Raw genomic sequence first — 24,267 nt, 5'->3', positions numbered from 1 at the left:
GTGCGTCGTAACACCGAGTGCAGTGCAGCGCCCAAATAATCGGTTGCCCATCGGCGATGATGGTGGATCCAATGACCGGTATGATCACCAGGGCACTCCCGCCGCGACGAGACGTGATGAACGCAAACCCGCCCCGGACGGCGCGCGATCCGGGCCAACTGCGACCGCATCGTCCCACGGGAGACGCCACCCGATGAACACGCCGCCATCGCCGTCTGGAGCGGAGCACACGGACGGGTCGTCCATCCGGCTGGGCGCCCTGGCCCCGCTGACGCGGCCCGGCTGGATCGAGGCGGGCCGACACCTGCTTGCAGGCCTCGACCTGGCCGTTCGCGAGGTCAACGACGCCGGCGGGATCGACGGCAGACCACTGGAGCTGGTAGTCCGGGACACCGCAGCCGATCCCGAGCGAGCCGCGACAGCCGTGGACGAATTGGCCGGCCTGGGCGTGGCGGCAGTGGCGGGCGAGTATCACAGCGTCGTCGCCCGCGCCGCTGCCACCCGGGCCGACGCCCTCGGCGTACCGTTCCTGTGCTCGTCCGCGGTGCTCAACGCGCTCACTGAGGAGCCGACAGCGTGGGTTGCGCGTCTGGCGCCGCCTCAATCCCATGGCTGGCGGACCTACGCGGACTTCCTCCTCGGCACGGGACGACGCCGGATCGCCGTGGCCACCCAGCCGAGCGTCTACTGGGCGTCCGGAACCCGCGTCCTGCGGGAGCACCTCACTCCCCGCGGCGGCACCGTCATCGAACTCGACACGAACGCGCACACCCCAGAGGCCCTGCGCGACGCGCTCGTGGACCACGGCGCGACGGCGCTCCTCCTGCTCGTCGGCCATCCGGAGCCGGCGGTGCCGATCGTCAAGGCCGTCCGGGCCGACCGGCGGCTCGCAAAGATCCTGATCGGCGCTCCGGCGGGACAACCGGAGTTCGCCGAATGGGCCACCGCGCTGGGCGCGGACGGCGCCGGGATCCCGTTCCTGCGCTACCTGCCCGAGCGCCTCGGTCCGCTCGGCGAACGCGTCGGGAAGGAGCTTCGCGAGCGGCTGGGCGAAGCACCCTCCTTCGTCGCCTTCGAGGGCTGGGACACCATCGCCGTCCTCGCCGACATGCTTCGTTCCCACGGTACGGACCGGGCGGCCATCGCCAAGTCATGGCCGCGTATGGCGGTCGAGGGCACCCGCGGACCCATCCGGTTCACCCGCACGCCGGGCATCAGCGTTTGGCAACGGGCTTGGACACCAATCCAAGTCGTTGATCGGGACCCAGCGAATCCCGACCACTTTCGGATCCTCCACACCGGCTGAGCTTGACTCTGTCGGCGATCTTGATGGCTGAAGTCAGGTGCCGAGGGTCCACCAGGACTTTGACCGGGAGATCTCGTACTGGTCGAGAAAGGCCTGGAAGGCAGTCGGTGGTCCCGGCGAGGGGGCGGTGAGTAATTATCAATTCCTGTGGACGTCGTCGCGTTCCTTGATGACCCGGGACGCGGATGCCTGTGACGTTCCGGCGTTGCTGGTCGGCGGGCCGGTTGGGCGTGCGAGGGTGTTGTCATGTTGATCGCGATGGCGGGGCTGCCCGGTGTGGGGAAGAGTTCGGTCGCCGAGGCTTTGGGGCGCAAGCCGACTACTCCGGTCGTGTCCGTGGGCCCGATCGAGGTGGCACTGTGGCGTGTGGGGGTGGCCCGTGACCAGCCCACGGGCCTGGCCGCGTATGTCGTGTCCGGGGCCGTGGCCGACGGTGTGCTCGGCATGGCCAACCCGTGATCGTCGATGCAGTCAACACCGTGGAGGCGGCGCGGAGACAGTGGCGGACGCCGGCGGATCGTCATTGCCTGCCGGTGGTGTTCATCGAGGTGGTGTGTTCGGATCCTGTGGTGCACCGCCGTCGGTTGGAGAACCGGTCCCGGAGGATCGAGGGCTTCGCTGGGCCGACGTCGGAGGTGGTGGAACGTCGGCGGAGGGAGTTCGCCCCGTGGGCCGACCACCGGTTGGTGCTGGATGCGACGACCGACCTGTCGTCGAACGTCGCGACGGCCCTTGGGTTCCTCTCCGCGACAGCCTGAACTGTCCTCTCGCAGCGTAGGCAAGGTTGAGCGAATCTCACCGGAGCTTGAGTAGTGCTCGCAGAATCCGGCTCAACATTCGGGCCGGAGTGAAACCGAACGGGTCTCCTTCGAGTCCACGCCGCCTGCCGCTGAGCCCGTGTTGAGGTGTCCGCGTACATGTTGATGTGCACTGGCAGAGGTAGGCGTTCTCCTGACTGGCCGATCGCGGGATCGCAACGTCGCGCAGCCTGTCATCGCAGCAGCCATCCACGTCGATCGCCCGAACCCGCGACAGTCCGGGGGAAGAAGACCGCGCGCCAGGGGTACCCGGCTGCCGACAGAATCCCTCGAACAGTGAGAAATGAGAAAGGAGCCCGGTCATGACCCAGCATGTGCGCGACATCATGACCAGTGACCTGGTGACCGTCGAACCTCAGGCGTCCGTGAGCGCCGTGGCCCGGATGATGCGGGACGAGGACGTCGGCACGGTCCTCGTGACCAAGGACCGGCATCTGCGGTGCCTGGTGAGCGACCGCGATCTGGTGGGTGCGGGCCTTGGCGGAAGGCGCCGACCCCGACCGGACCACCGTGATGCAGGCGGCCAGCGAGGACCTGGTCACCGTCACCCCGGACGACAGCCTGGAGCGGGCAGTGCGGCTGATGAGGGAGCATGCCGTTCGTCGACTCCCGGTCGTCGAGGGCGACCGGCCGGTGGGCATCCTCGCCCTGGGCGACCTGTCGATCGAACGCGACGAGACGTCCGCCCTGGGCGACATCAGCGCGGCCCGGCCCAACACCTGAGACCCCGGCCCTCAGCCGATCAGGTACGGCGGCCCGGCCACGCGGGTGTTTCACGGCGGTAAGCCGCCCGCCTCCGGCCGCAAGGGCCGGAGAGAGGGAGGAGGGCCCTAAGCCTCTGGTGAATGGCGAGTTCGGCCCGGCGCGCACGCCCGTTCGATGACGCGGGCGACGCCCGGCTGGCCCTGCCGCGCCGGACATCATCGCGTCGCGGCGCACTGCGCGCACGCGGTTCCCTTCAGACCCCGGCGGCCGGGGCAGACACGCACCTTGCCCGCACCGCCGCGTCCAGGGCATGACGCACCTCTTCCGGAAGCCGTTCGCAATGCGGCCACTGCCTGATGTGCTCCGCGATCTCCCGTAACCTGATGTTGGTGTGCTGCGAGACGTCCCTGAGGATCTCCCAGGCCGTCTCGGGGGTCGCGCCGCTGCAGGCGATCACGACACCCATCGCCTGGTCGACGGTCGCATGCGCGGTGATGGCGTGCCGAAGCTGGGCGACCTCCGTCTCAAGGGCCGCAATCCGGGCGAGGTTTTCGACGTCTTCGCACATCGTGAGGAGGGCTCCCTGGTCGGACTGCGATACCGGTCTCTCGCACTGCTGCCCGCACCCGGCATCCTTGAGGGGATTCGGAACGAACAGTCGATGCCGCCGCTGTCCACAAAACGAAATCCGGCCTCGAAGTAGGCAGACGTTGTGGCGACCGCCTCCCCGCCCCGGGCGTCGCGCTGGCAGGATGACGGGGTGATGGACTCGCTGGTGTTCGAAAGCGACGACCTCGGCGTGACGGAGGAATTCCTCTGTCACGCCTATGCGCGGATGCGCATCGGCAGCACGACCCCCACCGCCCGCACGGCACGCGTACGCCGCGACAGCACGACGTCGATCAGCGTGGACGAACTCGACCTGAACTTCGAGATGTCGTACTCGGTCACCCCACTCGGCCGGATCTGTCTGTGCGTGATGCACGAGGGAAGCGTCCAGGACCACGTCTTCCACCGCGTCCGGGATTCCTTCGGCCCCGGTGACACCGTGCTGTTCGCGCCTCCAGACCTGCCGTACTCGGGACGCATCTGCAACGCGCGGTACAACATCACGATGCTCGATCCCGCTCTCCTGGACCAGGTGGCCGCTGCCTCCGGAGGACGGCGGCTCGAGCGAGTACGGCTGACCGGGCACCGGCCACGTTCCCAGGCCGCCGGAGACCGGTTGAAGGCCACCATCTTCTACCTGCGTGACCATGTCCTGGCCGACCCGGACACCGCGGCACAACCGCTGATCGTCTCGGCCAGCAGCCAGTTGCTGGCCGCCAGCGTCCTGGCGGCCTTTCCCAACACCGCCCAGACCGACCCCACCGGACAGGACCGCAAGGACGCACACCCCACCACCCTGAGACGCGCCATCGCCTACATCGAGGACCACGCCGACCGGCCCATCACCGTCGCCGACATCGCGGCCGCCGTCCATGTCACGATCCGCACCCTCCAGTACGCCTTCCGCCGGCATCTGGACACCACACCGATGGCCTACCTGCGCCGGGTGCGCCTGGCACACGCGCACCGCGACCTTCTCGCAGCCGACCCCCACAGCGGTGCCACCGTCGGCGATGTCGCCGCCCGCTGGGGCTTCGCCCACCCCGGCCGCTTCGCGGCCCTCTACCGAACCATGTACGGCTCCAGTCCCGCCGAGACCCTGCGCGACTGAGCACGTACGCCTCCTCGCGTGCGGCGCACGGAGCCGCGGCTCAGTAACCGCCCAGGAGGCCTCGTGCCGTGCAGGGTCTCCGGACCGGCGGAGCTGTGCCGGCCGGACGGGACGGCGGGGCAGGCGGCCCCACAGCAGCAGGACGCACACGGCGACGTCGCTCCCGCGGTGGCCGAACCCTCGGGTGCGGCGAGCCAGTTGCCGCAGCCGCCGGCGTCGGCCGTCACCACGAAAGAGCCAGCTCCCGTCCGGCGGGCTGCGAGGTTCTAGGTATCGGCCGCCGGGGCTGGGGACCTGGGAAAGAGGCATCGAGTGACCTCGATGCTGGGGCGCAACTGCGTGCGTTCCTCCAGCCCTGCACGATGCCCACCCGTACCCGGAGTCAGGCAGCGCTCGACTTTCGCTCCGAACGGCCGTTCTCTGCAAGACCCCGCCGTGCGACCGCTGAATTGGCGGCACTGCGGAAATGTGGCCGAGCCGGTGAGGCCTGGCCTGGCTTCGTAGATCGTCGCCGCAACGGGCCGGCCTGTCCCGGGCCGACGGCGGCTTCCGGCCCAGGGCCCGTTCACTCCGGGGTGTCCCGGGGATCCGTGTCGGGCCGTGGCGGCCGAAGGCGTCTTCCAGCCCGGCCCGGATGTCTGAAGGCATCTTTCCCATGCGGCCCCGGATGAGGTCCAGTTCCGCGACATTGCCGGTCGGAGTGGTGCTCATCGGCGCTGCCTCCTGCGGTCAGCCCACCCGGTAGGGCTGTGCGCGCTCGGTGTTGAAGGTCAGCCCCAGCCCCTGTGCGCCGTCGGCACCAGGGGTGAGGCAGCCGCCGCCCGAGGGCCCGGACTGCCATCACACGCCCAGGCCCTCAGCCGTGTGTGACGCCACGCGGCAGCAGCATCCGGACCGCTCCATGACGGCAGTTGATATCACGCCGCGACGCGGTCCCCGGGCCGCTCCGCCAGGGCTTCGGCGCGGATCCGGGCGCAGCTGCGGCTGATCAGCCGGGAGACGTGCATCTGGGAGATGCCGAACCGATCGGCGATACGGCTCTGCGTCGCGTCCTCGAAGAACCGCATGTAGAGGATGGCCCGCTCCCGTTCCGGCAGTCGGCGCAGGCCCGCCTTGGCCGCCTCACGGTCCACCACCACGTCGTACGAGGCGTCGGCGGCGCCGAGGGTGTCGGCGAGGCTGGATCCCTCGTCACCGGTGGGCAGTTCAGCGTCCAGTGACAGGGCCCTGAAGCTCTCCAGCGCCTCAAGGCCCGCTGACACCTCCTCCTCGGTCAGGCCGGTGTGGGCGGCGACATCGGCCGTGGTGGGCTCGGCAGCACCGGGCCGCCGTGCCAGCTCCCGGCGGGCCAGCCGCACCCGGTTGCGCAGTTCCTGCACCCGGCGCGGCACCCGGACGGCCCACATCCGGTCCCGGAAGTGCCGCCTGACCTCACCGGTGATGGTCGGCACGGCGTAGCTCTCGAAAGCCCCCCGGGAGGGGTCGTACCGGTCCACGGCCCTCACCAGGCCGAGGGCGGCCACCTGACGCAGATCCTCCAGCAGCTCACCACGGTCACGGAAACGGCCGGCGATCCGGTGGGCCATGGGCAGCCAGGCGGCAACGAGTGCGTCGCGCACGACCTCACGCTCGGGGCCGTCGTCCAGTTCCACGAGCCGATCGAACAGTGCCGCGGTGTCGGGGGCGTCGTCGTGGCTGCGTCGGCCTGCAAGTGAGCCGGCGGCGGTCTCGGGCGTAGCGGGGCGGGGCGTCGACGTGTCGGTCAGCATGCGGATTCGCTCCTGAACGGGTTTTCAGGGCGGTCCCGAAGACGGCGTTCGTCTGGGGGGCGGCCCGAACAGTGTTGTCAGGGACTGCCCGCAGAGGAGTTGCCGAGGTTGCCGGTCAGTGCCGGCCCCCGGCTTCCTCCGCTGGGCATGCGCCTCCGGTCCGAAGCACGAAAGCCCGCATGCCCTTTGATCCGGCAGGCAAACCAGGCAGCCACGAGGACGGGGCTCTGCGTCGGGACCGCAGGAGCGGGTGGGCGGCCACCAGCCGGTCTCGGTGAGGACGGCATCAGCGGGTACGCGGGGGCTACGGGGCAGCCTTCCGCGTGGTCGCGTCGTGATCCTCGGCGCCTCGGCGTTCGTCCTCGTCCCTGAGCAGCATCGACAACAGTGACGCCACCGTCAGGCCTGCCTCGGCCCGGTGTCGCAGGACCTTGCCCGAGTCGATGCTGTACCGGTTGACGCGACCGTGGCGGGTGTGCGAGAGGTAGCCGTCCTGCTCCAGGTCCGCGATGATCTTCTGCACGGCGCGCTCGGTTCGTCGGCAGCGCGCGGCGATGTTGCGGATGCGGGCGTTGTGGTTGTCGGCGATGCTCGCCAACCACGCGCGCGTGGTTGGTCAGGAACGTCCACCCGTTGTGCGGCTGGGGCCAGGGCTATTGCGTGTAGTTGATCCGTCCAGGTTGATCAGGTGATGCCGAGGGCTGCCAGGGGTCGCTGTGGGTCTCGGGCGGTATGACGGCAGGCGTGCCGTTCGCGTGCTGCGTGTGGGCCGCATCGGCTGTGATCACCGTGTTCTGCAGGTTGATCCCGGTCAGCAGGGGGGCGAAGGCCGGTGTCTCATTGCTCTTGTCGTCAATCCGGCGCTGCCCGAGCACGATGCCGGTGTGGTCCATCGCGGCCAGCAGCGGGGGGCGTCCGCTATCCACTCGGTGACCGCGGTCAGGGATCTCGCGCCGCCCAGCACGCTCGCCGCCGCAGCCGCCACGATCGCGATCAGCGGGAAACGCCGGCCACGGCGAGCGCGTGGATCCGGCAAGCCGGCAAGGAACCGGGCCAGGCCAACGGTCAGCCAGCCTTCAGCAGCAGGTCGGTGAGTGCCTCCGGCACGGTGACCATGCAGTCATGGCCGCTCCGCAGCTCCCACACCTGGGACTCAGCGCCATTGGGCTGCACCGCCGGAACCGGGCGGCGCGTGACGTCCCCCGGTGCGCTTCCGACACAGTGGATGTGCGTCCGGGAAATCGCGTCCACGGCCGGGTTGTCCAGCCGGACCGGCTGCAGGAAGCAGCGCACCGACTCGTCCGACAGCATGGTGCGCAGCCACGCCGTGTCCGCCGGGTCGGTCACCCCGAACAGACCCATCGGCGCGGGCATTTCCGGCACGGGCGGGATGCGCCAGGGGGCGTCGGAGGCGGCGGCCGCGTCGATCAGCCGCTGGGTCTTCTCCGGTATGACGTCCAGCGCGCTCTCACCGTCAGTCGGGACCATCGCGTCGACGTAGACCAGATGCGCGATCCGGTCCGGGACCTCGCCGGCCACGCCGGATATGACCATCCCTGCGTAACTGTGCCCGACCAGCACCACGTTGGTGAGATCCCACTTGCTGAGGAGAGCAACGACGTCGGCGACGTGGGTGTCCAGGTCGACGTCTGGAGTGAGCAGGTGTTCCTTCTCGCCGTGGCCGGTCAGCGAAGGGGCGAACGCCTGATGCCCGGCCCGGGCCAGCAAGGGAACCACGCGGTCCCAGACGCGCCCGCTGTGCCAGGCACCATGGACAAGAACATAGGCCTTCGTGTGCGACGTACTCATGCAGAAAGACGCTACTGAGCCGATAGGTACCTCCTGGTAACGTTCGGCCGTGCACGACTCAGCCGGAAGCGTCTTCCTCGCCGACTGCCCCGCCCGGCTCGCCATCGACATCATCACCAACAAATGGGCCGTCGTCGTTCTGTTCGCCCTCAGTCGCCGGTCCCGCCGGCACGGTGAACTCGTCGACCTCGTCGGTGGCGTCTTCCGCAAGGTACTCACCCGGACACTGCGCAGACTTCAGAGCTACGGCCTGGTCGAACGCCGTGCCTATGCCGAGGCACCCCCACAGGTCGAATACAGCCTCACCGACCTCGGTCAGACCCTCACCGAACCCATCGCCGCCCTGACCGACTGGGCGAAGACGTACGGCGCCGCCGTCGCCGACTTCCAGGAAACGGCACAGCAGGACACCACCTCCGACACCTGACCCGTGACCGCCACCGGACACGTGATCAAGAAGAGCACTGCCTGAGCGAATCTGCGAGCCGAGCAGACAGTCCGGCTCGCAGCCTGCCGCTACACCACCCGCGACCCACAACGGCCCCTGACAACCCGCGGAGTCCCCTGACCAACCGGACGAATCGACTACACGCAAAGACCCTGGCGGCTCCGGCACTCCATGGACTTCCGCCATGTCCACACTGCTACGACCACTTGTTCGCGCTATCCAAAACACGAACGCTAATTCATGTAGGCCTTGATGTCTCGCAGGGGCCGGGTGAGTGGGCAGAAGAACAACCGGAGGTCCGGAGGAGGTAATCATGACGCTACCGGCCTGGGACACGACCGCCGTCGGCGACAACGCCATCCGCACCCCGCCCCCTCAGGACTCTGCGCGTGCAGGCGGGACCGGGAGGCACCCGTGTCACCGTCACCGTCACCGGAGAGTTCTCCCTCGACGCCCGTCAGAGCCTCCGCACAGCGTCTGCTGGCCTACGCCGACACCCGCATCCTCTTCTCCCCCGCCCCCATCACACCACCCCACCCGCCCGGAAACCCGCAGCGCCGTGGGAGGACTCCGACGACGGTCTCCTGCGGACCGAACTCGTCCATCTCAGGCGCGCCATGCGCACCCGTCCGGACATCGACCTGGCCCGCGGCATCCTCATGGCCACCTTCGGCCTGGACCCGCGACAAGGCCAGGAACGTAATGGTCACGGCATCCCAGAACACCAAACTGCACCGCCTCGCCGAGGAGGTCGTCACCACCGTCGACGGCGCACCCCTGCCCGACCTGTCCAATAGCGGCTCACGGCAGCCATCGCCACAAAACGGGACACCGGCAGCCGCTCACACGCCCGCAACCGCACCGACCGGCCTCAGCACACCGCACATCACTGACAGGTCGCCATCCGGGAAGGGGACAGCGCGACCTGAGTGAGACCGTCAAGCCACTCAAGTACCTGCGCAGAGCAACCGCTCCGCAACGTCCAGAACCCATCTCACTACGGCTCCCCCACCGCCGCGCCGAGCAACTGCTCACGGCGGGCAGTCACCATCCCGAAGCGCGGTCGCTGACAGGCCGGGCCGAGTGGACGAGGCCCCCGTACCACTGCCTGTAGGCGAGAAGTCGCGGCCCGTGCGGTCCGGGCCCTCCACCGCCCGCGCGGTGCGTCCTGCCCAGCACTTGGGAAGCTACGGGCGTCAGGCGCGCAGGCGGAGCCGGTCGGGGTTCCGCAAGGCCACTCGAACTGATCACGCTCCCCCGCCGTGGAAGACCACCAGACTGGCGGTGACATGTCCTGGCAACCAGCTCCTCGTCGGACATGGCACACACACGCCGGTACGCGCCGCCTCATCCTCTCCAGCGCGGAGTCGGCGTGAGGAGCCCCTGAGTCGCCTCGCTGCGTGCGCACGGCCGCCGAGCCTGCGGCCCATCCGACGCAGGGTCCGGGCCAGGCGGCGGGAGGCCGGGGAGGACGTCATCTCGACGGTCGTGAAGTGGCCGACGAGCGCACCGCGCAGGGGCCGGAGCAGGCGTCCGGGCCCGGTCGACCTCCGTGCGCAGTCCGGCCACCCGGAGACGGACCAGCGTCTCCTCGACGCCGCTGAGGTGCGAGTGCACCATCGGCAGCCGCCCCGCCGGGCACAGGATCGCCGGGGCCGCCGCGTAGATGTGGTCGATGAGCAGGCGGCCGTCCGCGCCGGCGTTCCAGGCCCGGGCACGGCCCGGCCACGGGGCTGCGCCGGGGTCGGGCACATAGGGCGGATTGGCGATGACGAGATCGAAGTGACGACCTGTCACGGCGAACGTCACCGTGTCGTACCTGCACCGCCTACCCCCTCAGCAGGGCGTTGCGCCAGGCCGTGGCGAGCGCCTTCCAGGCGATGTCCACTGCGGTGACCCGGGCGCTCTGGCGGGGCGCCGCCACCGCGAGCGCGTCCAGGTCCAGGACCTCGGTACGGCCGGTGATCCGCTCATTTCTTCAGCGTGCAGTTGATGACGAGAGCCTTCACGGTTCTACTCCGAACGCGCCGCAAGGGCGTGGTGGGCCGGCCATGAACCGGCGGCACCACACGGGTGCCCCCGCGCAGTGAACGTGACAACGGCGTCAGGCGAACGGACTGCGCGCCAGCTCGGTGAGCAGCTGGGCCGGGTCGGCGAAAACGGCGTCGGCGCCGGCCTCCTCCAGGTCCGCGCGGGGAATGCCGCCGCACAGCAGCGCCACGCACCGCACGCCCGCACGGGTGCCCGCCCGCATGTCCCACACCGTGTCGCCGACGAAGACGGCACGCTCCGCCGGTACGCCGGCCAGTTCCAGCGCCCGTTCGACGGGCTCGGGAGCAGGTTTGCCTTCGGAGACGTCGTCGGCGCTCGCTGTCGCCTTGATGGCGTCGTCCGCGTCGATCGCCCGCCGCAGCGCGGCGAGTTCGTCGTCGCTCGCCGAGGTGGCGAGGACGACCGTCCAGGCGTCGTCGGCCAGCCGCCGCAGCAGACGACCTGCGTCCGGCAGCGCAGTCAGCCGCTCGAAGTACTGGGCGTACAGCACCTTGTGCGCTGCGCTGAGGTCCTCCGCCTCGCCGGGGGCCAGGGCCGCCTGTCCGCCCTCGCCGAGCAGATGGGCGACGAGGTCCTCGGAGCCGAGCCCGACCGCACGGTGGATGGCGTGCGTCGGCACCCGGTGCCCGGCCCGGCGGAAAGCCTCCCACCAGGTGACCACGTGCAGATGATTGGTGTCGACGAGGGTTCCGTCCACGTCGAACAGGGCTGCCCGTTCCATGCCACTCAGACCTCTCGTTTCTCCAGTGGCCGCACGGGTCCCTGAAGGATGCGACCGTCGGGGGCGAAGCGGGAGCCATGGCATGGGCACACGCATGCCTGCTCCGCACGGTTGAAAGCGACAAGACAGCCCAGGTGGGTACAGCGGGCCGAGACGGCTCGGAGCTGGCCGCTTCCGTCCCGGTGAACTGCGCACTGGTGCCGGCCCACGCGCAGGACCGCTCCGTCTCCGGGAGTGAGGTCCTTGGGGGAAGGTGCGGTGACGGGCGGCAGCCGGTCACCGAGGAAGTGCTTGGCCACGCGTGCCTGGTGCTTGAGGAAGGACACGCCTTCGCGGGCCTTGGAATTGAGCCGACGTGGGTCGTACAGGACCGATACCACCTGTCGGCTCTCGACGAGGTCGGCGATCAGCACGCCGGCCATGATGCCGCCGCTCGGGCCCGTGCTGCGCCCCGCCATGCCGCCGCCGATCACCGCGACGTCGACGGTGAGGCTCCCGGACGGAGGGGCTGCGGGCTCGCCGCCCGCAGAGGTCTCGATCCAGTACGACCCCCGGAGTCCTTGCTCGGTGTTCATGGCCACCGAGTTCCCGTCCTGTCGAGGTGACACGCACCGGCGTGGGAGGAGTCGTTCGTCGTTTTCCACCTGATTCCTCCGTTTCGCCGGAATCGTACACGGGGATCCGGCACTGACCGGCAACAGCCCACTCAGCCGCCTTCCGGTCCGCGGACCGGGGCGACGTGAAAGGAGCGACCGTGAAGGCCGCCGGTTACGAAGGACCGCGTACCGTGACTGAGGGACGTCCTTCGAGACGGGCCGCAGCATGGGGCACGAGAACCTCGGCGAGGTGGTGGAGGTCGGCTCCGCCGTCAGCAAGGTGAAGGTCGGTGACTACGTCGTCCTGCCCTTCAACGTCGCCTGCGGTTTCTGCAAGCAGTGCGAACAGGGACTGACCAACCACTGCCTCACCATGCAGCCGGAACCTTCGCTGGCCGGTGCCGCCTACGGATTCGCCGAGATGGGGCCGTACCAGGGCGGTCAGGCCGAGTACCTGCGGGTTCCGTACGACGACTTCAACGCCCTGCGCCTGGGCGAGGACGCCATCGAGCGGCAGAAGGACTGCATGATGCCCGCCGACATCTTCCCGACGGGCTATCACACCACCGAGATGGCCGGCGTGGGGCCCGGGGACCAGACCATCGTCTACGGCGCCGGACCGGTCGGGCTCATGGCCGCCTACTCGGCGATCCTCAAGGGCGCCGGCCGGTTTGGGTCGCCGACCACCAGCAGGACCGACTGCGCAAGGCCGAGGAGATAGGCGCCGTCGCGATCGACACGACCAGCAAGGACCCGGCCGAGCTTGTGAAGGAGGCCACGCTCGGGCTCGGCACCGACAACGGCTGCGAGTGCGTCGGCTACCAGGCCCACGACCCGAGTGGCCGGGAGGACGCCGTCCTCACCCTGAACGGGCTGATCGACAGTGTCCGATGCACCGGCTCGCTGGGTGTGGTCGGCGTGTTCCTGCCCGAGGTTCCGGGCGGTGCCGAGGCTCAGGGCGAGCTAGCGGCCCAGGGAAGGATTCCGTTCGACTACGGCCTGATGTGGTTCAAGGGCCAGCACATGGGGAGGGGCCAAGCCCCGGTGAAGCGGTACAACCGGGCCCTGCGCGACCTGATCGCCGCGGGCAGAGCCGAGCCGAGCTTCGTCGTCTCGCACGAGCTGAGCCTCGACGATGCGCCGACGGCTTACGAGTACTTCGACAACCGGGACGAGGGCTGGACCAAGGTGGTCCTGCATCCCGACGGCCACGGCTGAGACAGACACCGTCAGGCGGCGGCGCCCGCCGGGAGCGGCGCCTGGTGGACCTGTGCCCCGAAGCCCAGGGGCCGGGCCGGTTCTGGGACGCGCGGTGAGGATGTCCACAGCGGCAGGGGCCGGACGGGCCGCGTCGGGGTACTCGTGCAACGCCGCCGTACGCGGGCGAAGCAAAGTGAGGGAACAAACCATGACGACACAGATGCCGGGCACCCGCCCGCAGATCCGCAGGGTCCGCACGGATCTGCTCGCGATCTACCTCAACGACCATCTGGCAGGTTCCACGGTCGGAGCCGGACGCTCCCTGTTCATGGCCCGATCGCATCGCGACCCGCCATACGCGCAACCACTGCGGCACCTCGCGGGCGAAATCGCCGAGGACCGGACGAGCCTGCTGCGCATCATGCGAAGCCTGGGCGTGCCGAAGCGCCGCTACAAGGTCGCAGCATCCGCCGCGGCCGAGCGGCTGGGGCGTCTCAAGAGCAATGGGCGCCTCTTCCGGCGTTCGCCTCTGACGCTGGTGATCGAGCTTGAATTCCTCCGGCTGGGGGTGAAGGGCAAGGAACTCGGCTGGCGCACGCTGCGCACCCTGGCCGAGGCGGATGGCCGCCTCGACGGGCAGGAACTCGACGGGCTGATCACACGGGCCGAGCGGCAGCTGGGCACACTGGAGGAGCTGCGCGTCAGAGCCGTCCGGGACGTGTTGCTCAGCGGCTGAGGCGGAGCGGCAGGACCGACGGGGCGGATGACAGCTTCGGAGGACTCGAGGCATCGCCCCCATCCCGTTGAAAAGAGCGAAAGGAGGGAGCGGGTCCAACGCTCAGCAACCCGAACAACGACACAGCGACAAAGACGTTGGTGGCGGCCATGCCCATGGCACGGACAAGGGGAACAAGGGCGGCGGAGAAGGCGGCGGAGTGCCTCCGGACCAGCGGCCCGACCACCCCTGAGGTTGCAGCGCCGTCCAGTCTCTATTGAGAACGGCGAGGAGGAGCAACATGCCGGCCGGATCAAGTTCCAAGCGGGAACGGCAGTACGGACACATCAAGAAGAGCGCCCAGGACCGGGGCGAGTCCGCCGGACGGGCCAAGGAGATCGCATCGAGGACAGTCAACAAGGAGCGGGCGAGGTCGGGCGAGTCGAAGACCGCGAGCAAAACCTCGACCAGTGGCCCCAAGCCCGCGTCCCAGCGCGGCGGGCAGCGCTCGCGCAGCAGCGCGCAGGGACCGACCAAGGACCAGCTCTACCAGGAGGCGAAGAAGCGCAGCATAGACGACCGCTCCTCGATGACCAAGAAGCAGCTGCAGAACGCCCTCGGCCGTTGAGGGTGAGGCCGATACAGACAGAGATGGACCGGATCGCCCGGCCCTGGGGTGACCGCACCCCCTACGGTGGCGGTGGGTCCGGGCGGGCCTCGCCCGGCGTGTCGACGACAGCGACCGCCGCGTGCGAGGCCGGCAGCCATCCGGCCGGCTCACTGGCCTCGGTGAACGCACCGGGCTTGCGGGAGGAGACGTTCAGCACGCCGAGGTCTTCCTCCTCGGTGAACAGCAGGAAGCCCAGCATGCTGCCGGCACCGAACCGTATGCCTGGGCAGCGTAGGCGGGCCGCCGGCGCTGGCGCTCGGCGGTGAGGTCGGCGATGCGGAAGACCCGTTCACCACGCCTTGTCGCCTTCAACCGTGCCGAGCAGGCGTGGGAATGCCCCTGCCAGGGTTCCCGCTTCGCCTCGGATGGCTGGATCCTGCAGGGCCCTGCCGCGAGGGCGCTGGAGAAGCGAGACGTGTGACAGCGCCCGGGAGTCTGCTGGTCCGCCCGGGCATCGAGCAGCTGCCCACGGGCCTCGGAGAGCGCCTGGTCCAAACGGCGAGTGCCGGTGACCACGCACAGTGGTTCAAGCAGACCGACACAACACGGTTCGCATGCGCACCGAGCGCGGGCGACCTGTTGCGTTCGCTGTCAACCGGCTGACAGCCCTGCCAGGCCCTGCGGCAGGAGCAGCCCGACCGGTCCGGACATCGTGGGCACTGGCCGCCGAACGCCTGCGCCCCTGCACAGAACAGCAAGCCGCCCGCTTCCGGCGCATCCCCCAGGTGCTGTGACGGGATCCGCCCGGGCACCGCGCCGCACCGAACTCGCCGCCCAGGCCCGCCCGCTGATGCCCGCACGCATGCAACCGCTCCGGATCGGCGTGCCCCGCCACTCGGCCATCGGCCCCAAGATCGAACGCTCCTCGAACGGCCGCGGCCACGCGTCGAGCCACGACAGGTCCTGGCGCACCAGGGAACGACGCCGTCGTCCTCGAAGAACGAACGCTGCAGCAGTCCCGCCGGCGCCGTCGCCACGTGGACGCACCGGTCGCCCAGCAGACCCAATGGCGTACGCCTCGACCTCGGGGCGGCTTAGTTGGGCAGGGTGTGACTGTGTCACCGGCCAGATCCCGGGCCCTCGAACGGAGCCGCTGGCAGAATTGAATCCCATACTCATGTGTGGCCCAACCGCCGATCGAGCGCGGTACCGACGTCGGGGCAGTTGTTGCGGACGGTGCCGAGGAAGGCACTCAGCACCGGGGAGCGGTCGCAGTCGGCGAAAGACAGGACCAGGTCGGGCAGCATCGTGCGCGGGGTTACCTCGCAGAACCGGATGCCCGGGCGCGGGACCGCCAGCATGCGGGAGGGCCCGAGGCCCACGCCGACCCCGCAGGCGGCCAGGCCGATGATCGTGTGCACGTCCCTGGCGACGGTCGCACCGTCCAGTGCGGCGGCGTCCTCGCCCAGCAGGGAACGCAGCACGGCGGCGACCGCGGGCTCGTCCTCCCCGGCAGCCACGATCAACGGCTGCCGCCGCAGCTGGTCCACGCTCACCGACGCCTGGCCGGCGTAAGGGTGCGCCCTGCTGACGGCAGCGATCAGATGGTCGTGCCCGACCGGTACGGACACCAGGTGTTCGGCCCCGGCGCCCCGTGGCGGTCCGAGGGTGACGGCCACGTCCAGTTCTCCGGCAATGAGAGCGGTGGCACTGCGGCCGGATGCCATCTCGTGCAGTTCCAGCCGTACGTCAGGCCGTTCGCGGCCGAACCGGCCCACGACGTCTGGTAGCGGGTCGAGCAGCGCGGAGGCGATGAAGCCCAGGCGCAGCCGGCCCGTCTCGCCGCGCGCTGCCCGGCTGGCGTCCACCGTGGCCGCCGTCATCTCCTCCAGCGCCCGCCGCGCCCTGGCGAGGAACGCCTCGCCCGCGGCGGTCGGGAACACGCCCTGGCGCGTGCGGTCGAACAGCCGGGCCCCGGTCTCGCGCTCCAGGTCGGCGATCTGCTTGGACAGCGGGGGCTGTGCGATACCCAGTGCGTGGGCCGCCCGGCCGAAGTGTCCATGCTCCGCGAGGGCGAGCGCGTACCGCAGATGCCGCGCCTCCATCACCACCCTTTCATACACACAAAGTATCGCCATTCAGCTTTCCATATCTTGCGCTAGATGGCACTGCTGTCGCCGACTGGGATGGGAGCCATGACACCCTTTCTGAACAACGATGTGAACAACACCGTCTTCGTTCTCGTCCACGGCGCCTGGCACGGTTCATGGCAGTGGGGGGCGACGCAGCGCGCACTCGTCGGCCTCGGCGCCGCGAGCGTGGCCGTCGACCTGCCCGGGCACGGCTTCGACGCCCCCTTGCCCACCGGGTACCTGCTGCCTGGCCGGTCCGGTCTGCTGACCGAGAGGTCGCAGGTCGCCGACGTGACGATGGACGACTGCGCCGATGCCATCCTGGACACGCTGCGGCGGGTCCGCCGCTACGGCCGTGTCGTGCTCGTCGCCCACAGCGCGGGGGGCGGACCCGCCTCTTTGGCCGCAGAGCGCGCGCCCGATCTGGTCGACCGCATCGTCTACCTTTCCGCGTTCGTTCCCGCCGGCCGCCCCCGGTTTTTCGACTACCTCAGTGCCCCCGAGAACGCCACCGCACGAGGACAGGGCCTCAACCTCGGTGATCCCCAGGTGCTGGGCGCCGTACGGATCGATCCGCTCTCGTCGGACCCCGCCTACCTCGAGGAGCTGCGGCAGACCTACTACCACGACACGCCCGCCGACCGCTTCGACCGCTGGCGCTTCGCTCTCAGCCCCGACCTGCCGCTGGCCGTCCCGGCGACCCCTATCGTGCTGACCTCAGTACGGTGGGGCCGTGTCCCGCGCACCTTCCTGCGCTGCGCGGAGGACCGGGCGCTGCCGACGGCTGCACAGGACCTGATGATCGCGGAGGCCGACCAGGCCATGCCGGGCGAGCCGTTCACCGTCCACACCCTGCCGGGCAGCCACAGCCCGTTTGCCGCCCGACCGCGGGAACTCGCCGAGGCTCTGGTCCGGTGAACGGAGGTCGGTTCCTGCTGCCGGTGGTGCTGAGTGCGACCTTCGTGCAGCTGCTCAACGTCACGATCGCGCAGATCGCCGCTCCGGCCATCCAGTCTGGTCTGGGCACGGGCCCCGGCGCGGTGCAGCTCGTCCTGGCCGGGTACACCCTGGCATACGCGTGCCTGCTCATCACCGCCGCACGGCTGGGCGAGCGCTACAGTTACCGGCGGCTGTTCCTGCTGGGCACCGCGGTGTTCACAGTCGGCTCGGTGGCCTGCGCCGCCGCGCCCGGCGCAGGATGGCTGATCGCGGCCCGGCTGGTGCAGGGCGCGGGCAGCGGCCTGGTCGCCCCGCAGGTGCTCTCGCTCATCCGCACCGGTGTGGCCCCGGAACGTCGCCCACGAGCCCTCGCCCTGTACGGCGCCACGATGGGCGTGGCATCGCTGGCCGGGCCGCTCGTCGGTGGGCTGCTCGTCGGCACCGACCTCTTCGGCCTCGGTTGGCGAGCGGTCTTCCTGGTAACGGTGCCGGTCGCAGCCGTCCCCCTGGCGGGGGCAGCCCTGCTGCCCCGTACGCGCGGTACGGACGGGCAGCGCGTCGACTGGGTCGGCGCGGCGCTGGCCGCCACTGGCTTCGGCGCGCTGGTTCTGCCGTGCGCTCTGGGCCGGGAGACCGGCTGGCCCTGGTGGACGTGGGCCTCCTTCGCCGTGGCCGCGGCGGCCCTCATATGCTTCGCCCTCACCCTCCAGCGTCGGCCGAACCCCCTGATCCATCCGTCGGCCCTGCGGGATGGGATCGCGCGGCGGGGCGTGCTGCTGGTGTTCGTCTTCAACGCCGGAGTGCCGTCGTTCACCTATCTGCTGTTCCTGCACCTACAGACCGCCCTCGGATACCCGGCGCTGTCCGCCGCTCTGGTGTCGGCGCCCTTCGCCGCCGCGGCCGTTCTGGGCAGCCGTGCCGCCCCGGCCCTCTCCCGCCGCCTGGGCCCGACTGCGCTCACGGCCGCCGCCCTGGTCCTGGCGGGCACGGCCCTGGCACTCGCACCGCTCATCGGCACCGAGCCCGGGCGCCGGGCGGCCCTGCCGGTACTGGCGGCCGGGGGCGCGGCGTTCGGCCTGTTCACAGCCGCAGTGTTCGTGCTGGTGCTGGCGCGTGTGCGGAGCGCCGCGGCGGGCTCGGTGTCCGGGCTGCTGCCCACGGCCCAGCAGCTCGGCGGCTCGATCGGGGTGACGGCGGCCGGGCTGGCCTATTTAACGCCGGCGGACAGCGCGAACGCGGCGTTCGCCCATGCCATGGCATACGAGGCCGCCATCTTTGTGCTCACGGCCTTGATCGCCCTCCGACTGCGACGGACTGGTTCGGAGCCGGAGCAGTCCCGGCCCTGACTACCTCCCGCAACGCACAGGTAAACCGCCGGGCATGGTGCCCGGCCCCGTCGCAGCCCGCGATATCGGATGAGCGAACACCACGCACTCTCGAGTGGATGACGGCATACCACCCGACCAGACCCATCGCCCGGGGGCGACAGGAGCGCCGCTCCGGCAGGCGGAGAGCAAGCAATGGATCAGAGCGGCGGCGCAGCCGCAGGATCTGCGGCGAATGAGAAAGAACGAGCAGCTGCCCAGTACGGTCCCCGCTGTGGTGATGGCGGCTAGGTTCGTCGTAGTTGCCGCCGTGCTGGTGGGCGATGGGGCGTTCATGCCGGTTCCGTCCGACTCAGGATCGGACATCACCGAGTACATGCGGCACCTGATTTACATGGCACTGCACTTGGGCATGCTGGTCACCGGGCCTATCACCATTCCCCTCGGCCTATGACCGTGCTCGCGCGCATGCTCGACGCCCAGGGACGGGCCGCGGTCACCGTCAACTGCGTCGAGCTCAGGACCACTTCATCCTGGCGTCCGAGCTGGGCGCCGATGCTGCAGAGCCGCTGGCCCACGCCCAGAAAGCAGCCGACACCGTCCTGGGCACCGCCGTACACAAGAAGGACCTGATCGACCACAAGCACAACGACCTGGCCGTTCCCACGCAAGTCCGGGCGATCACCCACAAGCTCACCGAGCACACACGCCTACGGCCGAAACTTCCCCAGCAGGCCGGCACTCCCCCGCTCCAGAAGGCCCACGGCACACGCCGAGCCCAACTCGACACGATCAGTCAGGGAATGAAATACGGGATGAGTCCCATGAGCCAAAACCCCCACACGGACAGAAGGAGCAGGCCTGATCGGACGTTGGCCTTCCAGCTGTATGCCAGCATCCGGTCCTCGTCCGGGCGTCCGGGACGGTAGGCGACGGGGACGTGGGTCCCGAAGTCCGGAGCCGCCTTCGTCGTCATCAGGAGGCACTTGATCTGCCGCTGCCGCCCGTTGTGGTCGGAGAAGGAGATGGTCACCTTGGTGTGGTGGTCTTCGTCCTGGTCCACGGTCTCCCGGCCGAACACGCGACCTTCGGCGTGCAGGCCGTACCGCTTCAGCCACCACTTCCTCACGGGAGCCCATATCCCTCACGGGAGCCCAACGGTTCCGGCCGGCCGCTCGGTTCACCTGAGGGGCCGCTCATGCGGAACCGGCAGCACAAGGTCCCCACGGGCCACAGGACACCCGGAGGACTCTCCACCGGTGGATGTCCGACATCGCCGGGATGGTAGGACCGCCTTAGCGGGGGAGGACGTGCTCACTCTCCGACCAGGAGCGGCCGGGCCTCCGAGCGCAATCCGGAGCCCGTTCCCCGGGTCCGGGGTGGGAGTGCGGCCGGGTTTTGGTCACGGACCGTGACGGTAGAGGACTCCCGGCCTCAAGCCCTTTGTCGAGCCGAACAGTTGAGGGACGGTGACCAGGTGATAGCCGCGTGCTTGGAGGGCGCGGATGATGTGGGGTATTGCCAACGGGGTGGTCGCGTACCGGTCGTGCAAGACGACGATCGCGCCTGGCCGCACCAGGCTCAGGACACGGTGCTCGATGACGAGCGGATCGTGGAACTTCCAGTCCCGGGCGGTGACGCTCCACATGATCATCGCCATGTCCTCCGCGCCGGCCGCCATCCGCACCTTCGCGTTCCACGCCCCGAACGGGGGCCGGAACAGTCTTGGCCGTTGGCCGGTGACGGAGGTGATCTGCCGTGCCGCGGTCCCGATCTCGGACTCGATCCGGGCGAGCGGGAGGACGGTGAGACGAGGATGGGTGACGGTGTGGTCCCCGATCGCGTCCCCGGACCGGTACTCCCGGAGCACGTCCGTGCGGTAGTGCAGTGCGTGCGGGCCGATGAGGAAGAAGGTAGCCGGGACATGCTGGCGTTGCAGCGTGTTCAGGATCGGGGCGGTGTACTGGGTCGGTCCGTCGTCGAAGGTCAGGGCGACGCACCGGACGATCCGACAGTCGACCCGGTGGGCCGGGGTGCCGACGGTGACGGGCGCGGCCATGCCTACGGACAGCGCTGCGGCCGCCAGAGGAACGAGCGCGCTGGGGAGAAGCCCGTGGCGGAGGCCGGACATGTCCTGCTCCTTCTACTCGGAGCCGGGGGGAATCGTCCCCGGGGATGTCACTACCAGTTTCACCCCGGGGCTGCGGGGAGGCTGAGAGCGACGCAACCAGCCACGACGGACCCGCGGACGGCAGACTGCCTGTCGCCGACAAAATGCCAGACGTCCGCCGCACGGTGATCGTCTGGCTGACTCCCGGAACGACACCGCATCTGACGTCGGGATTCGGTCTTCCGATGCGGACCATGGCCAGCGAGACGCGAGACGCTCAGCCACAGGACGACACGAGCGGTTCCGGCAACCGCTTCACACGGGACATGCCAGGGGCCACGACCTACGTTACCGACCGTTCCCGCCGGGTACCCGAGCGTCATGGACACTTCGGATCACCTGGAACATCTCGAACACCTGGACAAGCACCTTGCCGAAGAGCTGGCGCAGGTGGCCCGCGAAACGGTACGCGACGAACTTCACAAACAGACCCGCAAGCAGCGTCGCTCCGCCGTGCTCTACGCCGCATCCGGCGCTGCAGCACTGTATGCGGGCGGAGCCGTAACCGTGGCCGTGGGCTTGGCGCTGGCCATCGGCCTGCCGGACTGGGCGGCAGCCCTGACCACCGGGGCAGTCTTGGGCGTTGCTTCCTACCTGCTGCGTGGCGCTGTCCATCGGAAGCGCAACCGCTCGTCACACAGCGATCGTGTCATCGGCGGCACTGCTCCGGCCGCCCCGCCGAGCGGCCTGGGCGTCCCCTACCCGCCGATACCGGCGGAGCCGCCCGGCGCGCCGCGGCGTCGGGCCTGACGGCCGGGCAGTGGAAGCGGAAAGGTGCGGGCAGTCTGGCCAGTCCGCCGGCTCGCGCCCGCTCCGAGGAGAAATGCCCTACCGAGCAGCCCCTCCACCCGGTGGACGACAAAAAACCCTCGGCGAATGCCGAAACACACCGGACCGAGGGGCACGTGGCCGCACTTGACCGGCTTCTGCTGCCAACCTGGTGTCCGGCGAAACCCAGCGTGTCTTCACCGCATTGGGTCGGAGGAACCAGATGTCCTCGACGCTCGCCGACGATCTGACGGCTCTACCGCTCCCTCGCCCCTACAGGCGCTGGTGCCACACGATCGAGAGGCTGCCTCCTGCGCCTGACCGCCCTGCCGGGCCGTCAGCCCCCAGCCATCCAGAATCGTCCCAGGGCAGACGGCGAGGTTGTGCACGGGCGGCGCGGCTGAAGGCAGCGCCTGCAACTCTGGCGAAGTCGCCCCGCAGATCGGATCTCTGACACATCCATTACTCCGACCAGGTGTGACGGCCGGGCGGAGGAACGCGATGGCTCCCATAGGTTTGGCCCACGCTGTGGCGGCCACACGCGGTGAGAGGTGGCCATGTCGAACGCAAAAGACACACCCAAGTCACAGAGTTCGCGAAAGTCCCACGACGCTCACGAGTCGCACGGCGATGGAGAACAGGCGGCAGACGATCGCCGTCCGACCCCCATGGAGGTGCTGCGTCAGGCGCGTGCCCAGTTCATGGAACTCACCGGCCTCGTATCAGAGGCGGTGTCTTCGTTCGAGCAGACGAAGGACGGTTGGTCGCTGGAGGTCGAGGTCCTCGAGCTGGCCAGGGTGCCCGACACGATGAGCTTGATGGCCGGCTACCGGGTCGAACTCGATCCGGACGGTCAGCTCACCGGCTACCGGCGGGTCCGCCGCTATGAACGGGGCAGGGCCGACAGGCGCGACGGCCGCTAGGCCGGCACACCCACCGCGAACCGAGAACCGTGTATTGACTACCCAGAAGGAGGAACCGCCGGCATGACTGTTGTTCCGGCACAGCAGACCGGAGGCGGAGGCGGCAGCAGTGGCCTCTACGATGTGCTCGAACTGGTCCTCGACCGGGGGCTCGTGATCGACGCTTTCGTGCGTGTCTCCCTGGTCGGCATCGAGATCCTGAAGATCGACGTGCGGGTCGTTGTGGCCAGCGTCGACACCTATCTGCGCTTCGCTGAGGCATGCAATCGCCTCGACCTGGAGTCCGGACCGAACAGGAGCCCGGGTCTGCCCGAGGTCGTCGGCGAGATCACCGAGGACGGTGCCCGTGGAAAGACCAAGGGTGCGCTGTCCGGTGCCGCGCAGACCATTTCCGACGCCTTCACCCAGGCACGTCAGGAAGGGGAGAGCGAGTCCCGCCCCCGAGCCCGCAAGCCTCCTGCGCGCCGTAAGGAGGAGCAGGAGTGAGCACTTACGTCTACGGGATCACCACGCGGGCGCACCCGGCCCTTCCCGAGGGGATGGCCGGCGTGGGAGAGCCTCCCCGGCCGGTGCGGGTGCTGGCCAGCGGCCAGCTTGCTGCTGTGGTGAGTGACGCCCCCGAGCAACTGCGCCCGAAGCGCCGGGACCTGCTCGCGCACCGGAACGTCCTCGCCGAGGCCGGCTCGGGCGGCTGCGTCCTGCCGATGCGTTTCGGCAGCGTAGCCACCGACGACGACGAGGTCACCCAGGTGCTCGACGAGCGGTCCGACCATTACCAGGAGCGGCTGCGGGAGCTGAACGGCAAGGTCGAGTACAACATCAAGGCCACCCACGTCGAGGAAGCCGTCCTGCACCTGGTCATGGCCGAGAACGCGGAAGCCCGGGACCTCGCTGAGGCCAACCGCCTTTCTGGAGGTGGAAGTTACAGGGAGAGGCTCCGGCTCGGCGAACTGGTCGCGACTGCGGTCAAGGCGAGGGAGGCCGAGGATGCGACCGAGGTGCACGACCTCCTGGCACCGGCCGCCGACGCGGTCAGCGTGGGTCCCGAGTCCAGGGGCTGGCTGGTGAACGTATCGTTCCTGGTCGCAAGGGACATGGCAGGGGACTTTCTGGCCGCGATCGAGCAGGTCCGTAAGAGCCATCCGCACCTGGACCTTCGTGTCAACGGCCCGCTCCCGCCGTACAGCTTCGTCGAGCCCGGCATCGCCGCGCCCTCAAGCAGGGCGGAGGGCGTGGACCCCGACCCCAGGTGACGCATCCGGCCCGAGCGAAGGGAGCCCACCGTGGGACTGATCGGTGAAGTGCTGATGCTGCCTTTCGCCCCCGTGCGCGGCAGCGTGTGGGCCGTCCGACAGGTGCTCCGTGAGGCGGAGCGGATCTATTGCGACCCCGCCGCCGTGAGGGTCGAACTGGCCACCCTCGAGGAGCAGTTGGAGGCGGGAGAGATCACCGAGGAAGAGTTCGACCGACGCGAGAACGAACTCCTCGACCGGCTGGAGACCGCATTGCGCTCCGGCGAAACCACAGGCAACTGGACGTGA

Annotated in this window: 25 protein-coding genes and 5 pseudogenes; 17 read left to right on the top strand and 13 right to left on the bottom strand. The window is 69.5% G+C overall.

Features of this window, described 5'->3' with window-relative positions; all coding sequences use genetic code 11:
• Positions 1–193 precede the first annotated feature (193 nt).
• From GQF42_RS43405 to GQF42_RS43395, 4 genes and pseudogenes are all read left to right on the top strand, one after another.
• Positions 194–1,306 carry an ABC transporter substrate-binding protein gene (locus GQF42_RS43405; protein WP_158929246.1) on the top strand — a complete coding sequence of 371 codons (1,113 nt, stop codon included), beginning with the start codon at positions 194–196 and terminating at the stop codon, positions 1,304–1,306.
• 246 nt (positions 1,307–1,552) lie between these two features.
• Complete coding sequence (locus GQF42_RS46680) at positions 1,553–1,765, top strand: hypothetical protein (protein WP_233273703.1); 213 nt, start codon at positions 1,553–1,555, stop codon at positions 1,763–1,765.
• Positions 1,762–2,064 (top strand): hypothetical protein, encoded by a 303-nt coding sequence (locus tag GQF42_RS46675; protein ID WP_233273702.1) that lies wholly within the window; start codon positions 1,762–1,764, stop codon positions 2,062–2,064. Before GQF42_RS46680 ends, GQF42_RS46675 begins: the two co-directional genes overlap by 4 nt.
• Positions 2,065–2,426: 362 nt before the next feature.
• Positions 2,427–2,847: pseudogene (locus GQF42_RS43395) on the top strand (CBS domain-containing protein).
• Positions 2,848–3,082: 235 nt separating this feature from the next.
• Here GQF42_RS43395 and GQF42_RS43390 read toward each other — a convergent pair.
• On the bottom strand, positions 3,083–3,397 hold the full coding sequence (locus GQF42_RS43390) for an ANTAR domain-containing protein (protein WP_158929244.1): 315 nt from the start codon (positions 3,395–3,397) through the stop codon (positions 3,083–3,085).
• A 195-nt stretch (positions 3,398–3,592) separates the two neighbouring features.
• Here GQF42_RS43390 and GQF42_RS43385 point away from each other — a divergent pair, with 195 nt between their 5' ends.
• Positions 3,593–4,549 carry an AraC family transcriptional regulator gene (locus GQF42_RS43385; protein WP_158929242.1) on the top strand — a complete coding sequence of 319 codons (957 nt, stop codon included), beginning with the start codon at positions 3,593–3,595 and terminating at the stop codon, positions 4,547–4,549.
• A gap of 917 nt (positions 4,550–5,466) precedes the next feature.
• Here GQF42_RS43385 and GQF42_RS43380 read toward each other — a convergent pair.
• The 5 genes and pseudogenes from GQF42_RS43380 to GQF42_RS43365 form a co-directional block, all read right to left on the bottom strand.
• Positions 5,467–6,318: a SigB/SigF/SigG family RNA polymerase sigma factor gene (locus GQF42_RS43380; RefSeq protein WP_158929240.1), complete on the bottom strand. Its 852-nt coding sequence runs from the start codon at positions 6,316–6,318 to the stop codon at positions 5,467–5,469.
• 304 nt (positions 6,319–6,622) lie between these two features.
• Positions 6,623–6,938: pseudogene (locus tag GQF42_RS43375) on the bottom strand (ArsR family transcriptional regulator).
• Between the two features lie 33 nt (positions 6,939–6,971).
• Complete coding sequence (locus GQF42_RS46670; protein WP_233273864.1) at positions 6,972–7,211, bottom strand: hypothetical protein; 240 nt, start codon at positions 7,209–7,211, stop codon at positions 6,972–6,974.
• The gene (locus tag GQF42_RS43370; protein ID WP_233273701.1) at positions 7,130–7,354 is read right to left on the bottom strand and encodes a transposase family protein; all 225 of its coding nucleotides are present in this window, start codon (positions 7,352–7,354) and stop codon (positions 7,130–7,132) included. Before GQF42_RS43370 ends, GQF42_RS46670 begins: the two co-directional genes overlap by 82 nt.
• 29 nt (positions 7,355–7,383) lie before the next feature.
• On the bottom strand, positions 7,384–8,127 hold the full coding sequence (locus tag GQF42_RS43365; RefSeq protein WP_158929238.1) for an alpha/beta hydrolase: 744 nt from the start codon (positions 8,125–8,127) through the stop codon (positions 7,384–7,386).
• Between the two features lie 49 nt (positions 8,128–8,176).
• On the opposite strand from GQF42_RS43365, the gene GQF42_RS43360 reads away from it, so the two are divergent.
• The gene (locus tag GQF42_RS43360; RefSeq protein ID WP_158929236.1) at positions 8,177–8,554 is read left to right on the top strand and encodes a winged helix-turn-helix transcriptional regulator; all 378 of its coding nucleotides are present in this window, start codon (positions 8,177–8,179) and stop codon (positions 8,552–8,554) included.
• Between the two features lie 1,445 nt (positions 8,555–9,999).
• Here GQF42_RS43360 and GQF42_RS46665 read toward each other — a convergent pair.
• The 3 genes and pseudogenes from GQF42_RS46665 to GQF42_RS46660 all read right to left on the bottom strand — a co-directional run.
• A pseudogene (locus tag GQF42_RS46665) lies at positions 10,000–10,104 on the bottom strand (iron-containing redox enzyme family protein); the annotation flags it as partial.
• A gap of 575 nt (positions 10,105–10,679) precedes the next feature.
• Positions 10,680–11,348 carry an HAD family hydrolase gene (locus GQF42_RS43355; RefSeq protein ID WP_158929234.1) on the bottom strand — a complete coding sequence of 223 codons (669 nt, stop codon included), beginning with the start codon at positions 11,346–11,348 and terminating at the stop codon, positions 10,680–10,682.
• Positions 11,349–11,353: 5 nt separating this feature from the next.
• Positions 11,354–11,923, bottom strand: coding sequence for a Rieske 2Fe-2S domain-containing protein (locus tag GQF42_RS46660; protein ID WP_375993292.1), 570 nt, complete (start codon positions 11,921–11,923; stop codon positions 11,354–11,356).
• Positions 11,924–12,146: 223 nt separating this feature from the next.
• Between GQF42_RS46660 and GQF42_RS43345 the strand changes: the two are divergent.
• From GQF42_RS43345 to GQF42_RS43330, 3 genes and pseudogenes are all read left to right on the top strand, one after another.
• Positions 12,147–13,162 (top strand): annotated as a pseudogene (locus GQF42_RS43345) (glutathione-independent formaldehyde dehydrogenase); the annotation flags it as partial.
• A gap of 202 nt (positions 13,163–13,364) precedes the next feature.
• Positions 13,365–13,880 carry a hypothetical protein gene (locus tag GQF42_RS43340; protein WP_158929230.1) on the top strand — a complete coding sequence of 172 codons (516 nt, stop codon included), beginning with the start codon at positions 13,365–13,367 and terminating at the stop codon, positions 13,878–13,880.
• 280 nt (positions 13,881–14,160) lie between these two features.
• Positions 14,161–14,487 (top strand): plasmid stabilization protein, encoded by a 327-nt coding sequence (locus GQF42_RS43330; protein ID WP_158929226.1) that lies wholly within the window; start codon positions 14,161–14,163, stop codon positions 14,485–14,487.
• Between the two features lie 109 nt (positions 14,488–14,596).
• Here the strand turns inward: GQF42_RS43330 and GQF42_RS43325 are convergent.
• A pseudogene (locus tag GQF42_RS43325) lies at positions 14,597–14,832 on the bottom strand (GAF domain-containing protein); the annotation flags it as partial.
• 812 nt (positions 14,833–15,644) lie between these two features.
• On the bottom strand, positions 15,645–16,574 hold the full coding sequence (locus GQF42_RS43320; RefSeq protein WP_158931304.1) for a LysR family transcriptional regulator: 930 nt from the start codon (positions 16,572–16,574) through the stop codon (positions 15,645–15,647).
• Positions 16,575–16,664: 90 nt separating this feature from the next.
• Here GQF42_RS43320 and GQF42_RS43315 point away from each other — a divergent pair, with 90 nt between their 5' ends.
• From GQF42_RS43315 to GQF42_RS43305, 3 genes are all read left to right on the top strand, one after another.
• A complete protein-coding gene (locus GQF42_RS43315; protein ID WP_158929224.1) occupies positions 16,665–17,519 on the top strand; it encodes an alpha/beta fold hydrolase in 855 nt (284 codons plus the stop codon).
• Entirely contained in the window at positions 17,516–18,886 is a 1,371-nt protein-coding gene (locus GQF42_RS43310; protein ID WP_233273700.1) for an MFS transporter, read from the top strand. Before GQF42_RS43315 ends, GQF42_RS43310 begins: the two co-directional genes overlap by 4 nt.
• 214 nt (positions 18,887–19,100) lie before the next feature.
• Positions 19,101–19,319: a hypothetical protein gene (locus GQF42_RS43305; RefSeq protein ID WP_158929222.1), complete on the top strand. Its 219-nt coding sequence runs from the start codon at positions 19,101–19,103 to the stop codon at positions 19,317–19,319.
• A gap of 342 nt (positions 19,320–19,661) precedes the next feature.
• Here GQF42_RS43305 and GQF42_RS43300 read toward each other — a convergent pair whose 3' ends face one another.
• A complete protein-coding gene (locus tag GQF42_RS43300) occupies positions 19,662–19,994 on the bottom strand; it encodes a DUF3592 domain-containing protein (RefSeq protein ID WP_158929220.1) in 333 nt (110 codons plus the stop codon).
• A 273-nt stretch (positions 19,995–20,267) separates the two neighbouring features.
• Complete coding sequence (locus GQF42_RS43295) at positions 20,268–20,996, bottom strand: polysaccharide deacetylase family protein (protein WP_158929218.1); 729 nt, start codon at positions 20,994–20,996, stop codon at positions 20,268–20,270.
• Positions 20,997–21,356: 360 nt separating this feature from the next.
• Here GQF42_RS43295 and GQF42_RS43290 point away from each other — a divergent pair, with 360 nt between their 5' ends.
• The 5 genes from GQF42_RS43290 to GQF42_RS43270 all read left to right on the top strand — a co-directional run bounded on the left by GQF42_RS43290 (position 21,357) and on the right by GQF42_RS43270 (position 24,267).
• Positions 21,357–21,785 carry a phage holin family protein gene (locus GQF42_RS43290; protein WP_158929216.1) on the top strand — a complete coding sequence of 143 codons (429 nt, stop codon included), beginning with the start codon at positions 21,357–21,359 and terminating at the stop codon, positions 21,783–21,785.
• 575 nt (positions 21,786–22,360) lie between these two features.
• Positions 22,361–22,726 carry a gas vesicle protein GvpO gene (locus GQF42_RS43285; protein WP_158931300.1) on the top strand — a complete coding sequence of 122 codons (366 nt, stop codon included), beginning with the start codon at positions 22,361–22,363 and terminating at the stop codon, positions 22,724–22,726.
• Positions 22,727–22,789: 63 nt separating this feature from the next.
• Positions 22,790–23,212, top strand: coding sequence for a gas vesicle structural protein GvpA (locus GQF42_RS43280; protein WP_158929214.1), 423 nt, complete (start codon positions 22,790–22,792; stop codon positions 23,210–23,212).
• Positions 23,209–23,979: a GvpL/GvpF family gas vesicle protein gene (locus GQF42_RS43275; RefSeq protein WP_158929212.1), complete on the top strand. Its 771-nt coding sequence runs from the start codon at positions 23,209–23,211 to the stop codon at positions 23,977–23,979. Before GQF42_RS43280 ends, GQF42_RS43275 begins: the two co-directional genes overlap by 4 nt.
• Positions 23,980–24,009: 30 nt before the next feature.
• The gene (locus tag GQF42_RS43270; protein WP_158929210.1) at positions 24,010–24,267 is read left to right on the top strand and encodes a gas vesicle protein GvpG; all 258 of its coding nucleotides are present in this window, start codon (positions 24,010–24,012) and stop codon (positions 24,265–24,267) included.

Source organism: Streptomyces broussonetiae (genome assembly GCF_009796285.1).
Taxonomy (GTDB): domain Bacteria; phylum Actinomycetota; class Actinomycetes; order Streptomycetales; family Streptomycetaceae; genus Streptomyces; species Streptomyces broussonetiae.
Note: the sequence above shows the minus strand (reverse complement) of the source record. Positions and strands in the feature narration are given on the sequence as shown.